The organism is Aeromicrobium sp. (assembly GCF_036676885.1).
GTDB lineage: Bacteria > Actinomycetota > Actinomycetes > Propionibacteriales > Nocardioidaceae > Aeromicrobium.
In genome coordinates, this window is sequence record NZ_JAKFCB010000380.1 from 1 (window position 1) to 18459 (window position 18459).

The 18459-nt window shown below is 69.4% G+C and carries 15 protein-coding genes; 6 read left to right on the forward strand and 9 right to left on the reverse strand.

Going from position 1 to position 18459, the window contains the following annotated elements:
- Positions 1 to 1413, forward strand: a 1413-nt coding sequence (locus V6M46_RS18095) for a bifunctional cytidylyltransferase/SDR family oxidoreductase (RefSeq protein ID WP_332667657.1), incomplete at its 5' end; no start/stop codon positions are given.
- A gap of 45 nt (positions 1414 to 1458) precedes the next feature.
- A complete protein-coding gene (locus V6M46_RS18100; protein ID WP_332667659.1) occupies positions 1459 to 2688 on the forward strand; it encodes a patatin-like phospholipase family protein in 1230 nt (409 codons plus the stop codon).
- 52 nt (positions 2689 to 2740) lie between these two features.
- On the opposite strand, the gene V6M46_RS18105 is transcribed toward V6M46_RS18100, so the two are convergent.
- From V6M46_RS18105 to V6M46_RS18140, 8 genes are all read right to left on the reverse strand, one after another.
- A complete protein-coding gene (locus V6M46_RS18105) occupies positions 2741 to 4702 on the reverse strand; it encodes a beta-propeller domain-containing protein (RefSeq protein ID WP_332667661.1) in 1962 nt (653 codons plus the stop codon).
- Positions 4699 to 5205, reverse strand: a complete 507-nt coding sequence (locus V6M46_RS18110; protein ID WP_332667663.1) for a SigE family RNA polymerase sigma factor — start codon at positions 5203 to 5205, stop codon at positions 4699 to 4701. The genes V6M46_RS18105 and V6M46_RS18110 overlap by 4 nt, the downstream gene beginning before the upstream one ends.
- An 86-nt stretch (positions 5206 to 5291) precedes the next feature.
- Positions 5292 to 6239, reverse strand: a complete 948-nt coding sequence (locus V6M46_RS18115) for a phosphatase PAP2 family protein (RefSeq protein WP_332667665.1) — start codon at positions 6237 to 6239, stop codon at positions 5292 to 5294.
- A complete protein-coding gene (locus V6M46_RS18120) occupies positions 6236 to 7702 on the reverse strand; it encodes a hypothetical protein (protein ID WP_332667667.1) in 1467 nt (488 codons plus the stop codon). Before V6M46_RS18120 ends, V6M46_RS18115 begins: the two co-directional genes overlap by 4 nt.
- Entirely contained in the window at positions 7702 to 8913 is a 1212-nt protein-coding gene (locus V6M46_RS18125; RefSeq protein WP_332667669.1) for a CDP-glycerol glycerophosphotransferase family protein, read from the reverse strand. The genes V6M46_RS18120 and V6M46_RS18125 overlap by 1 nt, the downstream gene beginning before the upstream one ends.
- On the reverse strand, positions 8903 to 10105 hold the full coding sequence (gene glf, locus V6M46_RS18130) for a UDP-galactopyranose mutase (RefSeq protein WP_332667671.1): 1203 nt from the start codon (positions 10103 to 10105) through the stop codon (positions 8903 to 8905). Before glf ends, V6M46_RS18125 begins: the two co-directional genes overlap by 11 nt.
- Positions 10095 to 11069 (reverse strand): glycosyltransferase family 2 protein, encoded by a 975-nt coding sequence (locus V6M46_RS18135; protein ID WP_332667673.1) that lies wholly within the window; start codon positions 11067 to 11069, stop codon positions 10095 to 10097. The genes glf and V6M46_RS18135 overlap by 11 nt, the downstream gene beginning before the upstream one ends.
- 198 nt (positions 11070 to 11267) lie before the next feature.
- A complete protein-coding gene (locus V6M46_RS18140; RefSeq protein ID WP_332667675.1) occupies positions 11268 to 13088 on the reverse strand; it encodes a CDP-glycerol glycerophosphotransferase family protein in 1821 nt (606 codons plus the stop codon).
- A 53-nt stretch (positions 13089 to 13141) separates the two neighbouring features.
- Between V6M46_RS18140 and V6M46_RS18145 the strand changes: the two genes are divergently transcribed.
- Positions 13142 to 14497 carry a TrkH family potassium uptake protein gene (locus V6M46_RS18145; protein ID WP_332667676.1) on the forward strand — a complete coding sequence of 452 codons (1356 nt, stop codon included), beginning with the start codon at positions 13142 to 13144 and terminating at the stop codon, positions 14495 to 14497.
- A complete protein-coding gene (locus V6M46_RS18150) occupies positions 14490 to 15161 on the forward strand; it encodes a potassium channel family protein (protein ID WP_442880553.1) in 672 nt (223 codons plus the stop codon). The genes V6M46_RS18145 and V6M46_RS18150 overlap by 8 nt, the downstream gene beginning before the upstream one ends.
- On the opposite strand, the gene V6M46_RS18155 is transcribed toward V6M46_RS18150, so the two are convergent.
- Positions 15068 to 16036, reverse strand: coding sequence for an EamA family transporter (locus V6M46_RS18155; RefSeq protein WP_332667681.1), 969 nt, complete (start codon positions 16034 to 16036; stop codon positions 15068 to 15070). The genes V6M46_RS18150 and V6M46_RS18155 overlap by 94 nt on opposite strands.
- Before the next feature lie 39 nt (positions 16037 to 16075).
- On the opposite strand from V6M46_RS18155, the gene V6M46_RS18160 reads away from it, so the two are divergent.
- Positions 16076 to 16666: a MarR family winged helix-turn-helix transcriptional regulator gene (locus V6M46_RS18160; protein WP_332667683.1), complete on the forward strand. Its 591-nt coding sequence runs from the start codon at positions 16076 to 16078 to the stop codon at positions 16664 to 16666.
- A gap of 58 nt (positions 16667 to 16724) precedes the next feature.
- Positions 16725 to 18459 (forward strand): class I tRNA ligase family protein (locus V6M46_RS18165; protein WP_332667685.1); only part of this gene is annotated, 1735 nt, incomplete at its 3' end.

Consider the following 18459-nt stretch of genomic DNA (forward strand, 5'->3'; position numbering starts at 1 on the left):
GAACTCCGCAATGTGGCCGTCGTCCTGGCCGGTGGCACCGGTACGAGGGTCGGCCTGTCGATCCCCAAGCAGCTCATCAAGATCGCCGGCAAGACGATCATCGAGCACACCATCGCGGCGTTCGAGGCGTCCTCGCTGATCGACGAGATCGTGATCCTCATGGCTCCGGGCCACCTGGATCCCGTACGCGCGATCGTGCAGAACGGTGGCTACGACAAGGTCACCCAGATCGTCGAGGGCGGCGAGACGCGCAACGAGTCGACGAGCCGCGCGCTCGAGGCCCTCGGGTCCGAGGAGTGCAACGTCCTGTTCCACGACGCCGTACGCCCGCTGGTCTCGCAGACCATCATCGGTGACGTCGTCGCCGCGCTGGCGACCCACGAGGCCGTCGACACGGCGATCCCTTCGGCCGACACCGTCGTGCAGGTGCACGACACCCCGGACGAGACCCACACGATCGAGGACGTGCTCCCGCGTCACCTGCTCCGCCGCGGGCAGACCCCGCAGGCGTTCCGGCTCTCGGTGATCCGCAAGGCGTACGAGCTGGCGTGGAAGGACCCCGACTTCACCGCGACCGACGACTGCACCGTCGTGCTGCGTTACCTGCCCGAGGTGCCGATCGCGGTCGTCACTGGCCACGAACGCAACATGAAGGTCACCGAGCCGATCGACGTCTACATCGCCGACAAGCTCTTCCAGCTGCACTCGGCCGACACCCCGGACCAGCTGACCGACGACCAGTACCGTGCCGCGCTCGAGGGCAAGACCATGGTCGTGTTCGGCGGCTCGTACGGCATCGGCGGCGACATCGCCGAGCTCGCCCGTGGATTCGGCGCGACGGTGCACTCTTTCTCTCGCTCGTCGACCAACACGCACGTCGATCGCCGCGAGGACATCGCGGCGGCGGCCGCGGTGGTGCTCAAGGAGTCCGACTCGATCGACTTCGTGGTCAACACCGCCGGAGTTCTCGTGATCGAGGACCTCGCGGACACGTCGGAGGAGACGATCTTCGCCGCCACCGAGATCAACTACCTCGCACCGATCTTCATCGCGCAGGAGTTCTATCCGCATCTCGCGCGGTCGTCGGGCTCGTTGCTGCTGTTCACGTCCTCGTCCTACACGCGCGGTCGCGGCGGCTACTCGCTCTACTCCTCGGCCAAGGCGGCCGTCGTCAACCTGACCCAGGCGCTGGCCGACGAATGGGCCGGCGAGGTGCGGGTCAACTGCGTCAACCCCGAACGTACGGGCACACCGATGCGCACCAAGGCATTCGGCGAGGAGCCCGAGGGCACGCTGCTGAGCTCGATGGAGGTCGCGCGTCAGTCGCTCGACGTCCTGCTGGCCGAGCAGACCGGGCACATCATCGACATCCGGCGCGAGGACGGCCCGGCCGCGGTCGGCGGGGGCTCCTAGCCGGGGATGCTCGACGCCGCTGCCACCCGGTGAGAGGGTGTCCAGATGGAGGAGCCCGAGGACCCCGACCAGTGGGTCGTCGACTCACCGGCGGTCGGATCCGGGCTCCAACCCGAGCGGTTCCGTGGTGACAGGCCACCCCGCAAGCCGCCGCGGTCGGCTGCGCCGGTCGCCCTGACGATCTCCGGCGGTGGGTTCCGCGCGACGCTCGCAGGCCTCGGCGCGATCCGGCTGCTCGCCGACGCCCGGATGCTGACGGATCTGCGGTACGTCTCGTCGGTCTCCGGTGGATCGCTGGCCAACGGGCTGCTGGCATCGCGGTGGCCGCTGTTGCGCGCGGCGGGGTTCACGGGAGCCGCGGTGCAGGAGCACCTGATCGACCCGTTCATCGCGCGGATCTCGTCGCAGTCGCTCAAGTGGTCACTGGTGCGCGGGATCTGGCGCGCGGCCGGGCCGTCGACGCGTACGGACCTGCTGGCCCGGCGCTTCGACGAGTGGTGGTTCGACGGCGTCGAGCTCGAGCAGCTCGACCGCGGCGTGCGCTGGATCATCAATGCGGCGAACCTGACGACCGGTGTCCGCTTCGGGTTCGAGCGCGACATGGTCGGCGACTACACGATCGGGCATGTGCCCACGGCCGGCACCGGGCTGCGGCTCAGCACCGCCGTGGCGGCCTCGGCGGCGGTCCCTGGTGCGTTCGCGCCGGTGGTGCTGACGTCGCCGGAGTTCCCGGGCGCCGAGCACGCCCCGGTGCTGATGGACGGCGGGACGTACGACAACACCGGCCTGCAGGCGCTGGACGACAAGGCATACCGGGAGGTTTTCCTCGTGGCGCTCAACGCCGGCGGGCTGTTGCGCCCCGGCGCGTACGGGCGGGTCCCGGTCATCCGGGACCTCGCCCGCGCCAACTCGCTGCTCTACCGGCAGAGCGTCGCGTTGCGCACCTCGAGTCTGGTTGCGCAGTTCCAGCGCGGACGGAAGGCCGGAGCCGGGCCGCTGCCTCCGGATGGTCGCCGTGGCGTGCTGACCGGACTGGTCACGGCGCTGCCCGACCCGGGGCCCGCGTCGCTGCGGGCCTGGCGCGCGGCGTTCCCGGAGTCACGCACCCACGATGATCGCGATCTCGCCTTGGTGCCGACGGTGTTCGACAAGCTCGATCCGGCCCTGTGCCGCGCTCTGGTGCACCGCGGTTGGTGGACCGTGGGTGCCGCATTGGCCACCTTCTTCCCGCGGCGACTGGGTGACTTCAGCGCGTGGGAAGCGCCGGAGGTGTAGGTCAGGGACACTGACACGTCTTTGGACTGCAATCCCGGCTGTGGCCCACCGCTCACAGGTCGAAGAAGCGCACGTCCTCACCCGTCACGAGGACGACCCGGCCGTCCGGCAGACCCACAGTTCGTACGTCATCGGCATCGTCGCCGTACTCGACGTTCGTGAACGTGCTGCTGAGGCGTCCGTGGGTGACCTTCAGCGCCACGACCTCGACCCGCTGGGCGTTCCGGATGACCGTCAGGGCCGTGTCGCGATTGGGCAGCCAGGTGAACGCTCGCGGCTCGCGGGCCGCAATCGGCTCTGCCCCTGGATAGTTCTCGACGGCGGTTCGCCTGACGTCAGCGAGGTCGGAGGTGTCGAACAACGCGATCTGGGCACCCTGCGATCCGTAGCCGATCCCGAGCATCCAGGCGTCGCTCAACGGGTGCAGGTAGTCGCTGTAGCCCGGGATCTTGAGCTTGCCGATCAGGCGCGGCTTCGCGGGATCCGCGAGGTCGATCGTGAACAGCGGGTCGACCTCGCGGAACGTCACCAGGACGGCGAGGTCGTCGAACCAGCGCACACCCTTGAGCTCCTCGTTCTTGCCGAGCCCGTCGACGCGCCCGATCTCGGTGAGCGCCTCACCTTCACGGCGGAACGTGACCACGGAGTTGAAGTTGCCCGTCTCGCTCGACGGTCCGACGGCGACGCGCAGGACGTCGTCAGCCTCGTCGAGCGACCACCGGTCCGCGATCGTGCCCTCGACCTCGCCGGAGGCGACGTGGATCGCGTCGATCCCGTCGAGCTCGAAGTCATACAGGTGGGTGGTGCCGCTCCCGCGTGCGGGGACGACGACGTCACCGCGCAAGCGGGGCGCGCACACGCGGCAGTCCCACTGCGGCCGCCCGTCGGCGAGGTAGAGATGATCCGCCGACTCGTACGCGATCGTGGTCGCGCCGGCGAGCCCGATCGCGTGAGGCTTCGTCGGAGCACTTGCCGTGAAGCCGACGATGCTGACGGTGTCGAGCCCAGCGGAGTCCGGTGGCACCGCCACGTTGGTGCAGTCGAGCAGCCGCTCGGAGCCTGAGCCGCTGTCGTACGCCGGCAGCCAGTCACCGATCGTGGACTCCTCGACCGCCTCGCGGTTGGCGATCAGCGCCTGCCGCTCGGTGACCTGGCCCCCGGGCCGGACGAAGTCGAGGGCCGGAAGGCCTGCCGCGAGCACCAGCCTCACCGTCGACCCGTGCTGTCGCGCGGAGATCACCCGCGAGGAGTACGTCACCGTCGACTCGATCCTCGGATCAGCCGGCTTGGCAAGAGAGACCGTGATGACGCGTCCGCCGCGACGCAGGCCGGTCCGCTCGTCGCGGGGACTCGGCGCGTCGGCGCCGATCGCGACGACCCTCGTGCCGGACAGCAGGATCTCGCCGTCCTCCAACCGGGGGAGGTGGATCCTCGAGCGTTCCACCACGGATGGGCCGGACGCGTCATAGACGACCAAGTCCCTTCCGCGGAGCCGCACCACGAGCCTGCCGTCGGTCTTGACCGTGTCGGGCTCGTCGACGCCGTCCTCCTGCACGTTGGTCCCGGTGTCGCTCGAGGTCTGCGAGCGCTGGCCCTTCGGTGCGCCGAACCCCTCCGCCACGCGCTGATCCAGGTTCGTCAGGGCATCTCGCCCGGACGTCCCGTCGGTCGGCCACACCCGGTCGTCCTGCCATCCCCACGCCGTCACCATCTCGAGCGCACGGTCGTGGTACGACTCGAGCAGCTGGTCGCAGGACTGCGCCGGCTCGAGATCAGCCTGGAACGCCACGGGCCTGGCATCGCTCTGCGTCCCTGAGGTGATCGGACCCGGCCGGTTGCCGATCTGCGCGCCGGCGACGAATGCGCCGACGACCGCAGCGGTCGCGCCCACGGCGGTCACGGCACGCATGAGCCTGCGGCGCCGCGCGACGTCAGCACGGCCGGCGGCCAGGATCGCGTCCACCGGCGGCTCACCGGTCGGCAACCCGTCCCACTGGTCTTCAAGCTTGCTCATTGGTGCTCCTCGGACAGTTCGGTGAGGTGGTGGGAGTCGGCGAGGCCGGCGAGCGCACGGGACAGCCGGCTCTTGACGGTGCCGACAGGTACGCCGAGCGCCGCGGCTGTCTGGGCCTCGGTGAGCTGGACGAAGTAGCGCAGCACGACAACATCGCGCTGTGGCTTGCTCAGGCCATCGAGCGCCTGGTGGATCGCATCGGCGATGACGACCTGGCTGCTCGCGTCGTCGACGCGGCCATCCGGCTCGGCGTCGACCCGGCTGCGCCACCAGCGCGTACGACGGGCGTCCCGCAGCTGGTTGAGCAGCATCCGGTAGACGTACGCGTCGCGGTTCGTCGCATCGGTGACCCGCTGCCAGCTGGCGTAGCAGCGGACCAGGGTCTGCTGTGCGAGGTCCTCGGCCTCGTCGGGGCCGGCTCCGAGGAAGATGGCCGCGCGGACGAGGTCACGCCACTGCGTTCGTACGAACTCGGCGAAGCTCGCCTCGGACGTCGCGTCCACGCCGCCTCCTCAGATGACCTGTCACCTTACGACGGATCCCGAGGCAGATCGGTTCCATCGGCGAGACACGAATGTTCCGAGGCGGGTCAGGCGAGGGGAGGGGAAGCTGGTCGCGGATGGGTTCGTTCCCACCAGCTGCACCCGATCATCACGACCGCAGCGAGCAGCCAGCCGGCCAGGATGTCGATGACGTAGTGCTCGGAGGCGTAGACCAGCGCGAAGCCCATGAGCAGCGGGTAGAGCAGCAGCAGCCAACGCCATTGGGTGCGCAGCCGGCTCACTCCATAGAGCGCGATCAGCATCGCGAGGCCCCCGTGCAGGGAGGGCATCGCCGCGACCGGGTTGCCGACCTTGGCCAGCAGCACGTGGAATCCGCCGAGACCGAGATCGTCCCAACCGCGCCCGGTCAGGCGGGGGAGGTGGGCGTCGATGTAGCCCTCCTTGGACGCGAGCCACGGCGGGGCCATCGGGTAGGCGATGTAGACCACGAGGGCCGAGAAGTTGATGACCAGGTAGCGGCGCATCCACGGGATCCATGCCTCGCGGTTGCGCAGCCACAGCACGACCGCGAGCGTCAGTCCGGTGACGAAGTGCGTGAAGTACGTCGTGGTGAGCACGGCGTCGTACCAGCGCGGGTCACTGGCGCCGCTGCACGGATCGCCGCACAGCCCCGACTGCAGCCGCTGCGTCGGGAGCGCGTCGCCGCCGATCCAGCGGTCGATCGTGATCGGCTCGGTCCAGTGCACCGGTATCGGGACGACCTCGTCGACGAACCCGCGGCTGTAGAGATAGACGACGAGCGCCGCGAACACCGGCGACCAGTCGCGCGCGAACGCGAGGTGGTAGCGCCACGGCGCGCTGGGGCGCCAGGCGATCGTCGCGAGCCAGAGCCAGAAGAACATCTGGAACGGGTCGGTCGGCACGCCGATCAGCGCGATCCAGGCGGCAAGCGCCGTGAGGTAGGCGCCGAGGGTCGGCGCACGCCAGCGATCGGGCTCGCGAGCGATGACCGCGAAGTCGGTCTTGATCGTCATGGGCAATCCTTGGGGACTGCCGGCAGGGTACGCGCGTCGGTCGTCAGCAACCAGACCGACCTCCCGCAGATCGTCGCGACCTTGCGGTAGCCGTCACGGAGCACCGCCTCCGTACGCCCCGGCTCGATGCCCCACGAGTTGGGCCCCGACCAGTTGACGACCCACGTCGGGCGACGAGGAGAGGACAGGACCGCCGAGAGCTCGCGCAGCTGGGAGTCTCGGGTGCGGACCGGCAGGCTCCACAGGTATCCGTAAGGGCTCGACATCTCCGCCTCGTAAAGGACATTGGGCTGGCCGAACATGATGACCCCGGTGTCCGTGGGCAGTCGCGCCTCGCGCAGCCAGCGGCCGACGGTGTGCTGCTCGCCGTTGTCGTCCGGCTCGAACCCGAGCGCGAACACCAGGTTGGCCAGTGTCACCACCACCGTGGCGACAGCCACGCGGCGCAGGAGACGCAAGGGGACGCGGCTGACCAGGAGGCCGGCGGCAAGACTCGCGGCGGGAACCATCTGGATCAGGTAGTGCGCCCAGTAGCTGCCGCCGAACAGGGCGATGACCAGGCTGCAGAGCAGGGTCGCGGCGGTCGCCAGCAGCAAGGGTTCCTTGCGACGGACGCCCTGCCACACGGCGAGGACGGTCGCCGCCCCCAGACCGCTGACCGTCCACGTGCCCATCATGACAACCAGACGCAAAGGAGTCGCGCCGCTGGCCGACGACCGGATCACCTCGCCCGCCTCGGCCCGGAACGTGATGACCGCGTCGAACAGGTCGGACGGGGTCGTGCCCCGCGCGTTGGCGCCGATCAGCATGACCGTGGCGGCCACCACGCCGCCCGCGATGCCGCACGCCAGCACGCGTACGACGACGCGGCGGGACTCCGGGCGTTGGACGGCCATCGCGAGGGAAAGGGCGATCGCGAACACGAATGCCTCGATGACGCTCTGCTTGACCGCGAGCGCGCAGACCGCCAGCACGCCGGCGCCGAGAGCCGCGGGAACGCGCCATGCGGGCCGCAGCACGGCATGCAGGGTCAGGGCGATGCTCCACGCCACGAACGGCGCGGCGAGCATCTCGCCATTGACCCGTGCGACGCCGAGCCACTGGGCGGCGCCGAACAACGCCGCGGCCCCGGCTGCCCAGCGCGCGGCGTCGGCGCCGCGGGCGAGGTGCGCGGCCCACGCGGCGCCGAGCAGCGTCAGCACCGACGCCAGGAGTCCGAGGATGCGCAGCGTGGTGACGTCCCCGGCGAGCTCGGTGAGCCAGAGCAACAGCGGAGGGCGGTCGACCCAGTAGTCGCCGTAGAGCGACGTCCCGTCGTGCCAGGCGTTGCCGACCATCAGGAATCCGGCCTCGTCGCCACCGACATACGCCCGGAACAGCAGGAGGCGCACGGCGACGAGCGCGGCGATGGCAGCGGAGATGGCCGCCAGTGGCGAGACCCGACGGCCAACGCGCGTCGACACTACGTCCCGTTGGCGCCGCGAGCCCTTGCGGCGTCCCACTCACGGTCGCGGACGGCCATGACCTCTTCGCAGGCCGCGATGAACCGCTCTGTCGCCGCACCCGGTGTCGGATCCCCGAGGTAGTGGTCGACGAGAGCGTCTCGATCGGCCTTCGTCGGATCGGCCGACAGGTGCTCGGCCACGACGGCGGCGAAGTCGTCCGTCGCGGCCAGCTGCGGCACGACCTCCATCAAGCGGCTCGGCGGGTAGGCGACGAGCGGCCTGGTCACGAGGAGCGGCTTGCCGGTCGGCAGCCAGTTGAGCGTCACGGCCGAGACATCGGTGACGAGCAGGTCGGCATCGGCGAACGACTGCTCGAGCGTGACCTCGGTGTCGACGCGGTCGGCGAGGCCCCGCACGACGGCGTCGGCGGCGGCGTACGACGGCCGGATCACGCCGTTGAGCGGGTGCGGCCGGTAGATCACCCGGTATGCCGGAGACAGTGCGCGCACGAGGGCCTCGCCGTGCGTCTCCAGCGATCCGTACGACACCGATGGCTGCGACGCCTCCCACGTGGGCGCGTAGAGCACGGTCTGCCGGCCGTCGGGCGACGGCGTGCCGGAGATCGTGGCGGCCCCGTCGAGCTGTGGCTGACCGATCAGGATGCTGCGGGCCGGTGCGTCGTAGAGCATGACGGCCGACGCCGTACGGTCGAGCGCCGCCTGGCCGGCGAGGAAGCACCAGTCGTACGCCTTGACCTGGTTGGACACCGAGACGCCCTTGTCGCTGTCACCGTGGCCGAGATAGACGTGGACCAGCGACGTGAATCGCAGCGACTCGAAGTTGATCGGGTCGTGGTTGATGTAGAGCGCGAGCTTGACCTCGGACATCGACAGGATCTCGTCGAGCTGGCCGTAGCGGGCGAGCGTCACGCAGTCGAAGCCGGTCTCCTCGCGTACGACCTTGGCCGTCCGTGAGTCCTTGAAGACGCACACGATCGGATGGACGCGGTCGAGGGCCCTGAGCGCGTGGTACCACGGTCGCAGCTGGTAGAGGCTGTCCTGCGGCGTCGGGAAGTAGAGCATGACGTGCTGCGAGAACGGCGTGCCGAGCCGCGACTCGTCGGTCAGCTTGTCGGGCACGCCGACGGGCAGGAAGCGCGAGCGACGCAGGCGGCCGATCGCCCACAGCTGGAAGCGGCGGACCAGCCCGACGCGCGCCTCAGAGCCCATGATCGGCGAAGGCCTTCCCGTCGGTGAAGTGCGGCGCCAGCTTGTTGTCGAACATGCTCAGCGCCGAGCCGATCGCCATGTGCATGTCGAGGTACTGGTAGGTCCCGAGGCGGCCGCCGAACAGCACGTTCGACTCGTTCTTGGCGAGCTCGCGATAGGCCAGCAGCCGCTCGCGGTCCTGCGGCGTGTTGATCGGGTAGTACGGCTCGTCGCTGTGCTCGGCGAACCGGCTGAACTCCCGCATGATGACGGTCTTGTCGGTCGGGTAGTCGCGCTCGGGGTAGAAGTGCCGGAACTCGTGGATGCGCGTGTAGTCGATGTCGGTGTCGGCGTAGTTCATGACGGTCGTGCCCTGGAAGTCGCCGATCGGCAGGACCTCGGTCTCGAAGTCGAGCGTGCGCCACGTCAGGTCGCCATGGGCGAAGTCGAAGTAGCGGTCGACCGGGCCCGTGTACACGACAGGTACCCGGCTTACTACCTGCTTCTTGTTGAACGGTTGCGACTCGTCGAAGAAGTCCGCCTCGAGGGTCACGGTGATGTTGGGGTGGTCGGCCATGCGCTCGAGCCAGGCGGTGTAGCCGTCGACCGGCAGGCCCTCGTAGGTGTCGGAGAAGTAGCGGTTGTCGTACGTGTAGCGCACCGGCAGGCGGGAGATGATCTCGGCACTGAGCTCGCGCGGATCGGTCTGCCACTGCTTGGCGGTGTAGCCCTTGATGAACGCCTCGTAGAGCGGCTGCCCGATCAGCGAGATCGCCTTCTCCTCGAAGTTGGCCGGCTCACCGGTCAGCATCGAGGCCTGCTCGGCGACCCATGCGCGCGCCTCGGCGGGGGTGTAGGCCGCCCGCTGGAACTGGTTGATCGTGCCGAGGTTGATCGGCATCGGGAACACTTCGTTGTGATAGGTCGTGTAGACGCGGTGCTGGTAGGGCGTGAAGTCGGTGAACCGGTTGACGTACTCCCAGACGCGCTGGTTGGACGTGTGGAACAGGTGCGCGCCGTAGCGGTGCACCTCGATGCCGGTCTCGGGCTCGACCTCGGTGTAGGCGTTGCCGCCGATGTGATCGCGGCGGTCGATCACCTGGACACGAAGTCCCAGTTGGGTGGCACATCGTTCGGCAACTGTCAGGCCGAAGAAGCCCGAGCCCACAACCAACAGGTCTGGGCTGCCTTCGCCCGTGTGCTCAGCGGTCATTGGTCAATTGTGCCGGTACGTCCGCGGGATCCATCGGTCGCCACGACTTGTCCCGCCACAGCGCCCGATTGGCCCGGAATCCCCGCGCGAGGTCGCCGAGCCCCTTGAGGGTGTGCTGGACGACCACGAGGCGGAAGACCTCCTTGGCCAGCGTCAGCGCCGTGCCGAGCCCGAAGCCGAACCGGTTGAGCTTGCCGTACTCGGCGAAGTACTTGCCGACGTACGCGCGGTTGCGGATCACGTGGAAGCGGAACAGTGGGCTGCCGTCGTTGAGGTGGCGGATGCCGAGGTTGACCTGCTTCTGCTCACGCTTGCGCTTGAGCACGAACGCGTCGACGTAGACGACATCGGTGTGCTGGGCGGCGAGCCAGGCGTATGCGGCGTCGTCCCACGAGATGAAGAACCGCGGATCGGGCAGCCCGATCTTGCGGACCACGTCGGCGTGGATCAGCATGCCCTCGAACGTGCCGGAGTTGGTCACGGCGAAGCCCTCGCGGTTGAACTGCTTGCCGCTGTAGGGGAGCGGCACGCCGAGGAACTCGTTGAACTTGGCCTGCCAGTAGAACGGCGTGCCGTCGAAGTCGTAGCGGCGCCCGTGGATGACCTGGAACCGCTGCATCCACGGCGCGAACTGCTCCAGCGCGTCGGGCAGGATCTCGACGTCGTCGTCCATGAGCCACACCCAGTCGGCGCCGAGCTCGAGCGCGACCTTGGTGCCTTCGCTGAACCCGCCGGAGCCGCCCGTGTTCGTCTCGAGCCTGTGGTTGACGAGCAGACCTGCCGGGAAGTCCTTGGCAGCGGCTGCGAGCACGTCCTGTGTGTCGTCGGTGCTGGCGTTGTCGACGACGACGATCCTGAACGGCGGGGTGTCCATCGCGGCCGCGCTGACGAGGAGCTCCTTGAGGAACGTCGATCGGTTGAACGTCACGATCGCGATCGCGATCTTCCCAGGAGCCGAATTCACCCACCTACCCTAACGTCACCCGGCCCGGGCTCCGAACCAACCGGCCCCTAGCGACGAAGTCGCGGGAGGGAGCGAGGAACGAGCGACCGAAGGGGCGTAGGCCGAGAGGCTCGCTCGAGCCGTCGACCTCACCACGCTTCGCTCGCAGAGCTCGCTCCCGCTCGGCCGCGGGCGGCCTCACCAGCGGGCGAGACGGGCCTAGAGCACCGTCTCGTCGTCGGAGTCGCTCGGCTCGAGGGCGTACGACTGGCCGCGGTAGTCCGCCCGCTCCGCCTCGGAGCGGGCGATGAAGGCGTCGACCGAGGCCCGGAACGCCTCGAGGGTGCGCTGCTCCGGAGGCCCGAGCAGGTAGGTCGCGAGCTCGGCGCGGGCACCGGCCTGCGAGTCGGGCACCTTCTGCGTCACGACATCGATGAACTCGGAGATGCCGCGGCCGTCCCGCCCGATCGTCGTGCCCGCGCCGGTCGACGGGTACTCGGCCCGGAACGTCGCGTCATCGTGGTCGGTGTGGTTGAACACCGCGTACGGCTTCTCGCTCGCCAGGAAGTCGCTGACGACGCTCGAGATGTCGGTGATGAGCGCCGATGCGCGGTTGAACCACTCGTTGATCGAGCCGCCCTTGACGACCCGGTGGTCGACGCCCGTACGACTGGACGCCTCGTCGAGCATCGCCGCGATGCGGGCGAGGACCTCGCGGTACTTCGCGTCGCGCTGGCCCGTGAACGGGTGCGCCTTGAACACGATGCGCACGGGGGGCTCGGCGGCCAGCAGTGCCTCGACGACCTTGACGCCGACGGCTGACACCGAGGAGTACTCCTGGTCGTGGTTGACGCCCTCCCAGGTCGGCGCGTAGAGCACCGTCGGGACGGTCTCCTCGCCGAGCCGCGGCTCACGGGAGATGCCGTGCACCTGGGGACGGCCGACGTGCCGGTACTGGTCCTCGTGCACCCCGAGCTTGGATCGGCGGTAGCGGTCGGCGCCGGCCTCGCCCGCGACCCACAGCTCGTCGTACGCCCGGGAGAACGGGTTGTTGGACGCGCTCTTGTCACTGTCACCGTGGCCGATGAAGGCGCTCATGAGCGTCGGCAGCCGCAACAGGTGGATGTTGTTGCCGGTGTTGGACGGGAAGAGCGCGATGCGTGCGGATGAGAAGTCGAGCATCAGCAGCTCGCCGGGATCCTTGAGCTCGAGTGTCGGGATCGTGGTCGAGGCCATCCGGGTGAACAACGGGTGGTCGCGCAGCACGATGAACACCCGGCGGTCGAGTGCCTCGAGGCTCTCCAGCCAGGTGTTGATCTGGTAGCCGGCCACGTCCGGCCCGCTGAGGTGCACGATGACGTCGGGTTGGTAGTCGTCGAGGAACTCCTGGATCTGGCGCAGCGGCGCCGTGAATCCCGTGGCGCGCTTCTGCTGGCGCAGGGCCCACGACGTCCGTGCATCCGGGATCGTCACCGCGGCCAGCAACAGGACGGCCGCCGTGCCCGCGAGCAGGACCGCCCACCACGGCGCTCCGAACAGCACCGGCGCCAGGACCAGCAGCTGGGTCACGACGACCTCGAACGCCCGGCGCGGCGGAGCGTTGTGGATGCGCGGGGACCCGGGGATGTTTCGGGTCTCCATGGGCTTGAGCGGCCCGACGCGGCGGTACTCCTGGTGCAGGGCCCGCACGCCCAGCACGAGGGCGTACGCGACGGCGACCGCCGTGAACGTGCGCACGGCGCCGCTGCCGTCGAGCTGGTCGCCGACGACGAGGCCGGCCAGGACCCTCAGCACGAACCGCATCGGCAGGCCGAACTCCGCCTGGTCCAGCAGCTCCGAGGCGCTGGAGGACCTGACCTCGAACGGGAGCTCGCCGACGACCGACAGCAGCAGGAAGACCAGCGCGCCGATCTCGAGTCCCAGGACCGCGAGGAGCAGGGCGATGAAGAGGCAACCGACCGACAGGAGGAACCCGGGAAGCTCCTCGGCCCGGCCCAGTCGGTGGAAGGTGGCCTGAGCAGCACGAACGGGCGAGACCATGCCGACGAAATTATCACGCGGCCCCGCAGCGCCCTCTGCGGTAACGTCATCGCGTGCCCCGCCTCCGGCGCCTCCGCATCCCTGCCGAGATCGCGCATCCCGTGCGCCTGCTGCCGTTGACGTTCCTGACCCTGATCATCGTCGGCACGATCCTGCTCCTGCTGCCGTTCGCCAGGTCCGGAGCCGGGTCGGCCGGGTTCATGCCGGCGTTCTTCACCTCGACCTCAGCGGTGACGGTCACGGGCCTCGCGACCGTGGACACGGGCACGTACTGGTCGCCGGCAGGTCAGGGCATCATCCTCGCGCTCGTCGAGATCGGCGGGCTCGGCATCATCGCCCTCGCCACGGTCCTGGGCCTGTTCATCGGTGGCCGGCTCGGACTCCGCACGCGCCTGGTCGCCCAGGTCGACATGCACGTCGTGAGCCTCGGCGAGGTGGGCCCGCTGTTCCGCCGGGTTGCCGTCACGATGTTGTTCTTCCAGTCGCTGACCGCGCTGGTCCTGACGCTTCGCTATCGCGCGCACTACTTCGACGACCTGCCGTCGGCGCTGTGGCACGGCGTGTTCGACTCCGTCATGGCGTTCAACAACGCCGGGTTCTCGCTCAACCGCGACAGCCTCACGGGCTATGCGGGCGACGGCCTGATCATCATCCCGATCTGCATCGCGGTCTTCGTCGGCGCGATCGGGTTCCCGGTGCTCGCGGAGCTGTTCCAGGAGTGGCGTACGCCCGACCGCTGGACGATCCACACGCGCCTGACGGTGTGGGGCTCGATCGGGCTGCTCCTCGTCGGCGCGATCGCCTTCCTCGTGCTGGAGTGGAGCAACCCCGACACGCTCGGCGACCTCTCGCTCGGGCACAAGATCGTGTCCGGCATCGAGGGCGGCATCATGCCGCGGTCTGGTGGGCTCAACAGCTTCGACTGGGGCGCCGTCCGGCCCGAGACCCTCAACATCGGCGTCGTGCTGATGTTCATCGGCGGTGGCAGCGCGAGCACGGCCGGCGGCATCAAGATCACGACGTTCCTCCTGCTCGCGTACGTCATCCTCGCCGAGCTGCGCGGCGACCCCGACGTGACGATCGGCAACCGGTCGATCGGCACCGCGGTCATCCGCTCCGCCCTGACGATCGCGCTGCTGGCAGTGATGCTGGTCTCGGTCACCACGCTGCTCCTGATGTTGATGACCGACGTCGGTTTCGACGCTGCGCTCTTCGAGTCCACGTCGGCGTTCGCGACGGTCGGTTTGAGCACGGGAATCACGCCGGGCCTGCCCGCCAACGCGCAGCTCGTGCTCATCGGCTTGATGTTCCTGGGCAGAGTGGGCACGATTACGGCTGCGTCCGCGTTCGTCCTTCGACAGCGTGTCCCGAGGTACCACCTTCCCGAGGAGCAACCGATCATTGGCTAAGAGCGCAGAATCCCCGACTGCTCCTGTCATCGTCATCGGCCTGGGGCGCTTCGGCTCGTCCGTGGCCAAGTCCCTGGTCCGCCTGGGGCACGAGGTCCTGGCCGTCGACGAGCGGGCTGACATCGTCCAGAAGTTCGCCGGCGAGTTCACCCACGTCGTCGCGGCCGACACCACCGACACCGAGGCGCTGCGGCAGATCGGTGCCGAGCAGTTCCCGCGTGCCGTCGTGGGCATCGGCACCGACATCGAGGCCAGCGTCCTGACGGTGCTGGGCCTTTCCGATCTCGGTGTCGCGGAGATCTGGGCCAAGGCCATCAGCGGCAAGCACGCGGCGATCCTCGAGCGGGTCGGCGCGACGCACGTCGTACGCCCGGAGGCCGACATGGGCATGCGGGTGGCGCACCTGGTCACCGGCACCATGACCGACTACATCGAGTTCGACGACGGCTTCGCCCTCGCCCGGACCCGGACACCCCAGGTGGCGTGCGGCAAGACGCTCGCCGAGTCGGCGTTGCGCCAGAAGTACGGCATCACGGTCGTCGGCGTGAAGACCCGCGGCGAGGACTTCACCTATGCCCGGCCCGAGACCCCGATCGCGCAGTCGGACGAGCTGATCGTGTCCGGTCCCACCAACAAGGTCGAGGCGTTCTGCGCCCTGCCCTGAAGCCGGCCACGGATCGCTGAGACCGCGGCCGGCTGGCCCGCGAGCACGCCGCCGAGCACGAGGGCGACGCCGAGCAGCTGCGCCGGCCCGAATGCCTCGTGCATCACGATCACGCCGAGCGTCGTGCCGACCACCGGGTTGACCAGGCCGACCAGCGCGGTCGAGCCGGCCGTCATGCGGCTCAGCCCGTGGAACCAGCAGACGTACGCCAGGCCGGTGCCGATCGTGGCCAGGTAGACGTACGCCGTGACGTTCGTGGCGTCCACGTGCGGCGGCCGCCCCTCGACGACCAGGGCGATCGGCAGCAGCACCAGGCCCGCCGCCGTCAGCTGCCATCCGGTGACCGTGAGGAGGTCGGTCGGCCGCGGCCAGCGCTTGAGCAGGACGAAGCCGACCCCGGACACCAGCACGGCGCCGATCGCCGCCAGCAGCCCCACCGGGTCGACCGCCGCGTCGGCCCGCAGGACCAGGAGCGCGACCCCGGCGACGCCGACGATGCCACCGCCGACCGAGGCGGCAGTCGCGCGTTCGCGGATCAGCAGCGCGGCCAGCAGCATCACCGCGAGCGGCGACATCGCCGTCACGGTCGACGCGAGCCCACCCGGCAACCGGTATGCCGCGGTGAACAGGAGCGCGAAGAACAGGCCCATGTTGCAGGTGCCGAGCACGAGCGACTTCCACCACCAGGACCCGCGGGGGAGCTGCCCGCGCGCGGCGACGATCACGATCCCGATCGGGAGCGCTCGCACGACCGCGGAGAACAGCGGCCGGTCCGGCGGGAGGAAGTTCTCGGTGACGACGTACGTGCTGCCCCAGGCCACCGGAGCGACCATGGTGATGGCCGGAGTGCGCCAGCTCCACGAAGTAGTTTCCATGGAAGAGATTATATCTTCCATGGAAGGTATGATGCAAGCATGACCAGGCCCGAACCCGACCACGTCGATGCGATCGTCGCCCAGTGGGAGCGCGAGCGCCCCGACCTGGACCCGTCGCCGATGCACGTCATCGGCCGCATCTCCAGGCTGGCCGCGACCGTCGAGGAGCTCCTTCGACCCGTGTTCGCGGCCCGAGGCCTCGGAGACGGCGACTTCGACGTGCTCGCCACCCTGCGACGCAGCGGTGCCCCGTACGAGCTCACGCCCACCGAGCTCGGCGCGAGCACGATGGTGACGTCCGGCGCGGTGACGAAACGGGTGGACCGGCTCGAGCGGGCCGGGCTGGTCGAGCGGCGGGTCGACGACTCGGACGCACGGGGCCGGCGCATCCGGCTCACGCAACAGGGACTCGCCCTGATCGACGAGTCCTTCGCGGTCCACATGGACAACGAGGCACGCATGCTGGCCGGTCTCACGGCCGCGGAGCGCTCCGATCTCGTACGGCTCCTGCGGCGCCTCGCGGAGTCGTTCGCGGCCGGATCCCCTCATCGCCCGGCCCCTGGAGACCGGAGGTCACGTGCGCCGGGGACTCGCCGGCGGGTGGGTGCTGCCGACGACGGCGAGGAGTAGGCCGCACGGGCGTGGCTCGTTGCAGGGCGGGCCGCGTACGACCGGTAACATTCGGGCGGTGACCACGCCTGACCTGACTCCTGCCTCCTACCGCTACACGAGCGCGCTCGCGGGCGAGATCGAGCAGCGCTGGCAGGACCGCTGGGATGCCGAGGGCACGTTCGAGGCGCCCAATCCTGTCGGCGACCTGGCCGGCGAGGCCACGGGCGACAAGTACTTCATCATGGACATGTTCCCGTACCCGTCGGGTGCGGGCCTGCATGTCGGACACCCGCTCGGCTACATCGCCACCGACGTCGTCGGCCGCTACCGCCGGATGCGCGGCGACAACGTCCTGCACGCCCTCGGCTACGACGCCTTCGGGCTCCCGGCGGAGATCCATGCCGTGCAGACCGGCGAGCACCCGCGCACCAACACGGTGTCCAACATCGCCAACATGCGCCGGCAGCTGCGCCGGCTCGGGCTGGCGCACGACCCGCGCCGCAGCTTCGCCACGATCGACCCCGCGTTCATGCGCTGGACGCAGTGGATCTTCGTCCAGATCTTCGAGTCCTGGTACGACGAGGAGCAGGGCCGGGCCCGCCCGATCAGCGAGCTGCGCGCTGAGTACGAGTCCGGCGCCCGCATGGCACCCGACGGCACCGCCTGGGCGGACCTCACGCCGATCGAGCGCAGCGTCCTGATCGACTCGGTGCGGCTGGCGTACGTCGACGAGTCCCCGGTCAACTGGTGCCCCGGGCTCGGCACGGTCCTGGCCAACGAGGAGGTCACGGCCGAGGGCCGCAGCGAACGCGGCAACTTCCCGGTCTTCACCCGCAACCTGCGCCAGTGGAAGATGCGGATCACGGCCTACTCCGACCGCCTGATCGACGACCTGGAGCGCGTCGACTGGCCGCACTCGGTCAAGAACATGCAGCGCAACTGGATCGGCCGCTCCCACGGCGCGCGGATCAGCTTCCCGGTCGAGGCGCTGGCGACCCCGATCGACGTGTTCACGACGCGGCCCGACACGATCTTCGGGACGACCTACATGGTGCTGGCACCTGAGCACGAGCTCGTCGACCAGCTCACCGCCGAGGCCTGGCCCGAGGACACGCCGCTCGCCTGGACCAACGGTGCCGAGACGCCGGTTGCGGCCGTCACGGCATACCGGGCCATGGCCGCGGCCAAGACCGATCTCGAGCGCCAGGAGAACAAGGACAAGACCGGGGTCTTCACCGGCGCGTTCGCGACCAATCCGGTCAACGGCGCCAGCATCCCGGTGTTCATCGCCGACTACGTCCTCACGGGATACGGCACCGGCGCGATCATGGCCGTGCCCGGCGGCGACGAGCGCGACCACGAGTTCGCCGAGACGTACGGGCTGCCGATCATCCACACGGTGCAGCCGCCCGACGGGTTCGAGGGTGGCGCCTACAGCGGACAGGGCCCGGTCATCAACTCGGCCAACGAGGGCCTCAGCCTCGACGGCCTGGAGATCGACGACGCGAAGGCCACGGTCATCACCTGGCTGCAGGAGCACGGCGCCGGCGAGGGCACCACGACCTACCGGCTGCGCGACTGGCTGTTCAGCCGCCAGCGCTACTGGGGCGAGCCCTTCCCGATCGTCTACGACGACCAGGACCAGCCGATCGCACTGCCCGACTCGATGCTGCCGGTCGAGCTGCCGGAGGTGCCGGACTACTCGCCCAAGACCTACGAGCCCGAGGACGCCGACAGCAATCCCGAGCCGCCGCTGGCGAGGGTGCCGGAGTGGGTCAACGTCGAGCTCGACCTCGGCGACGGCCCCAAGA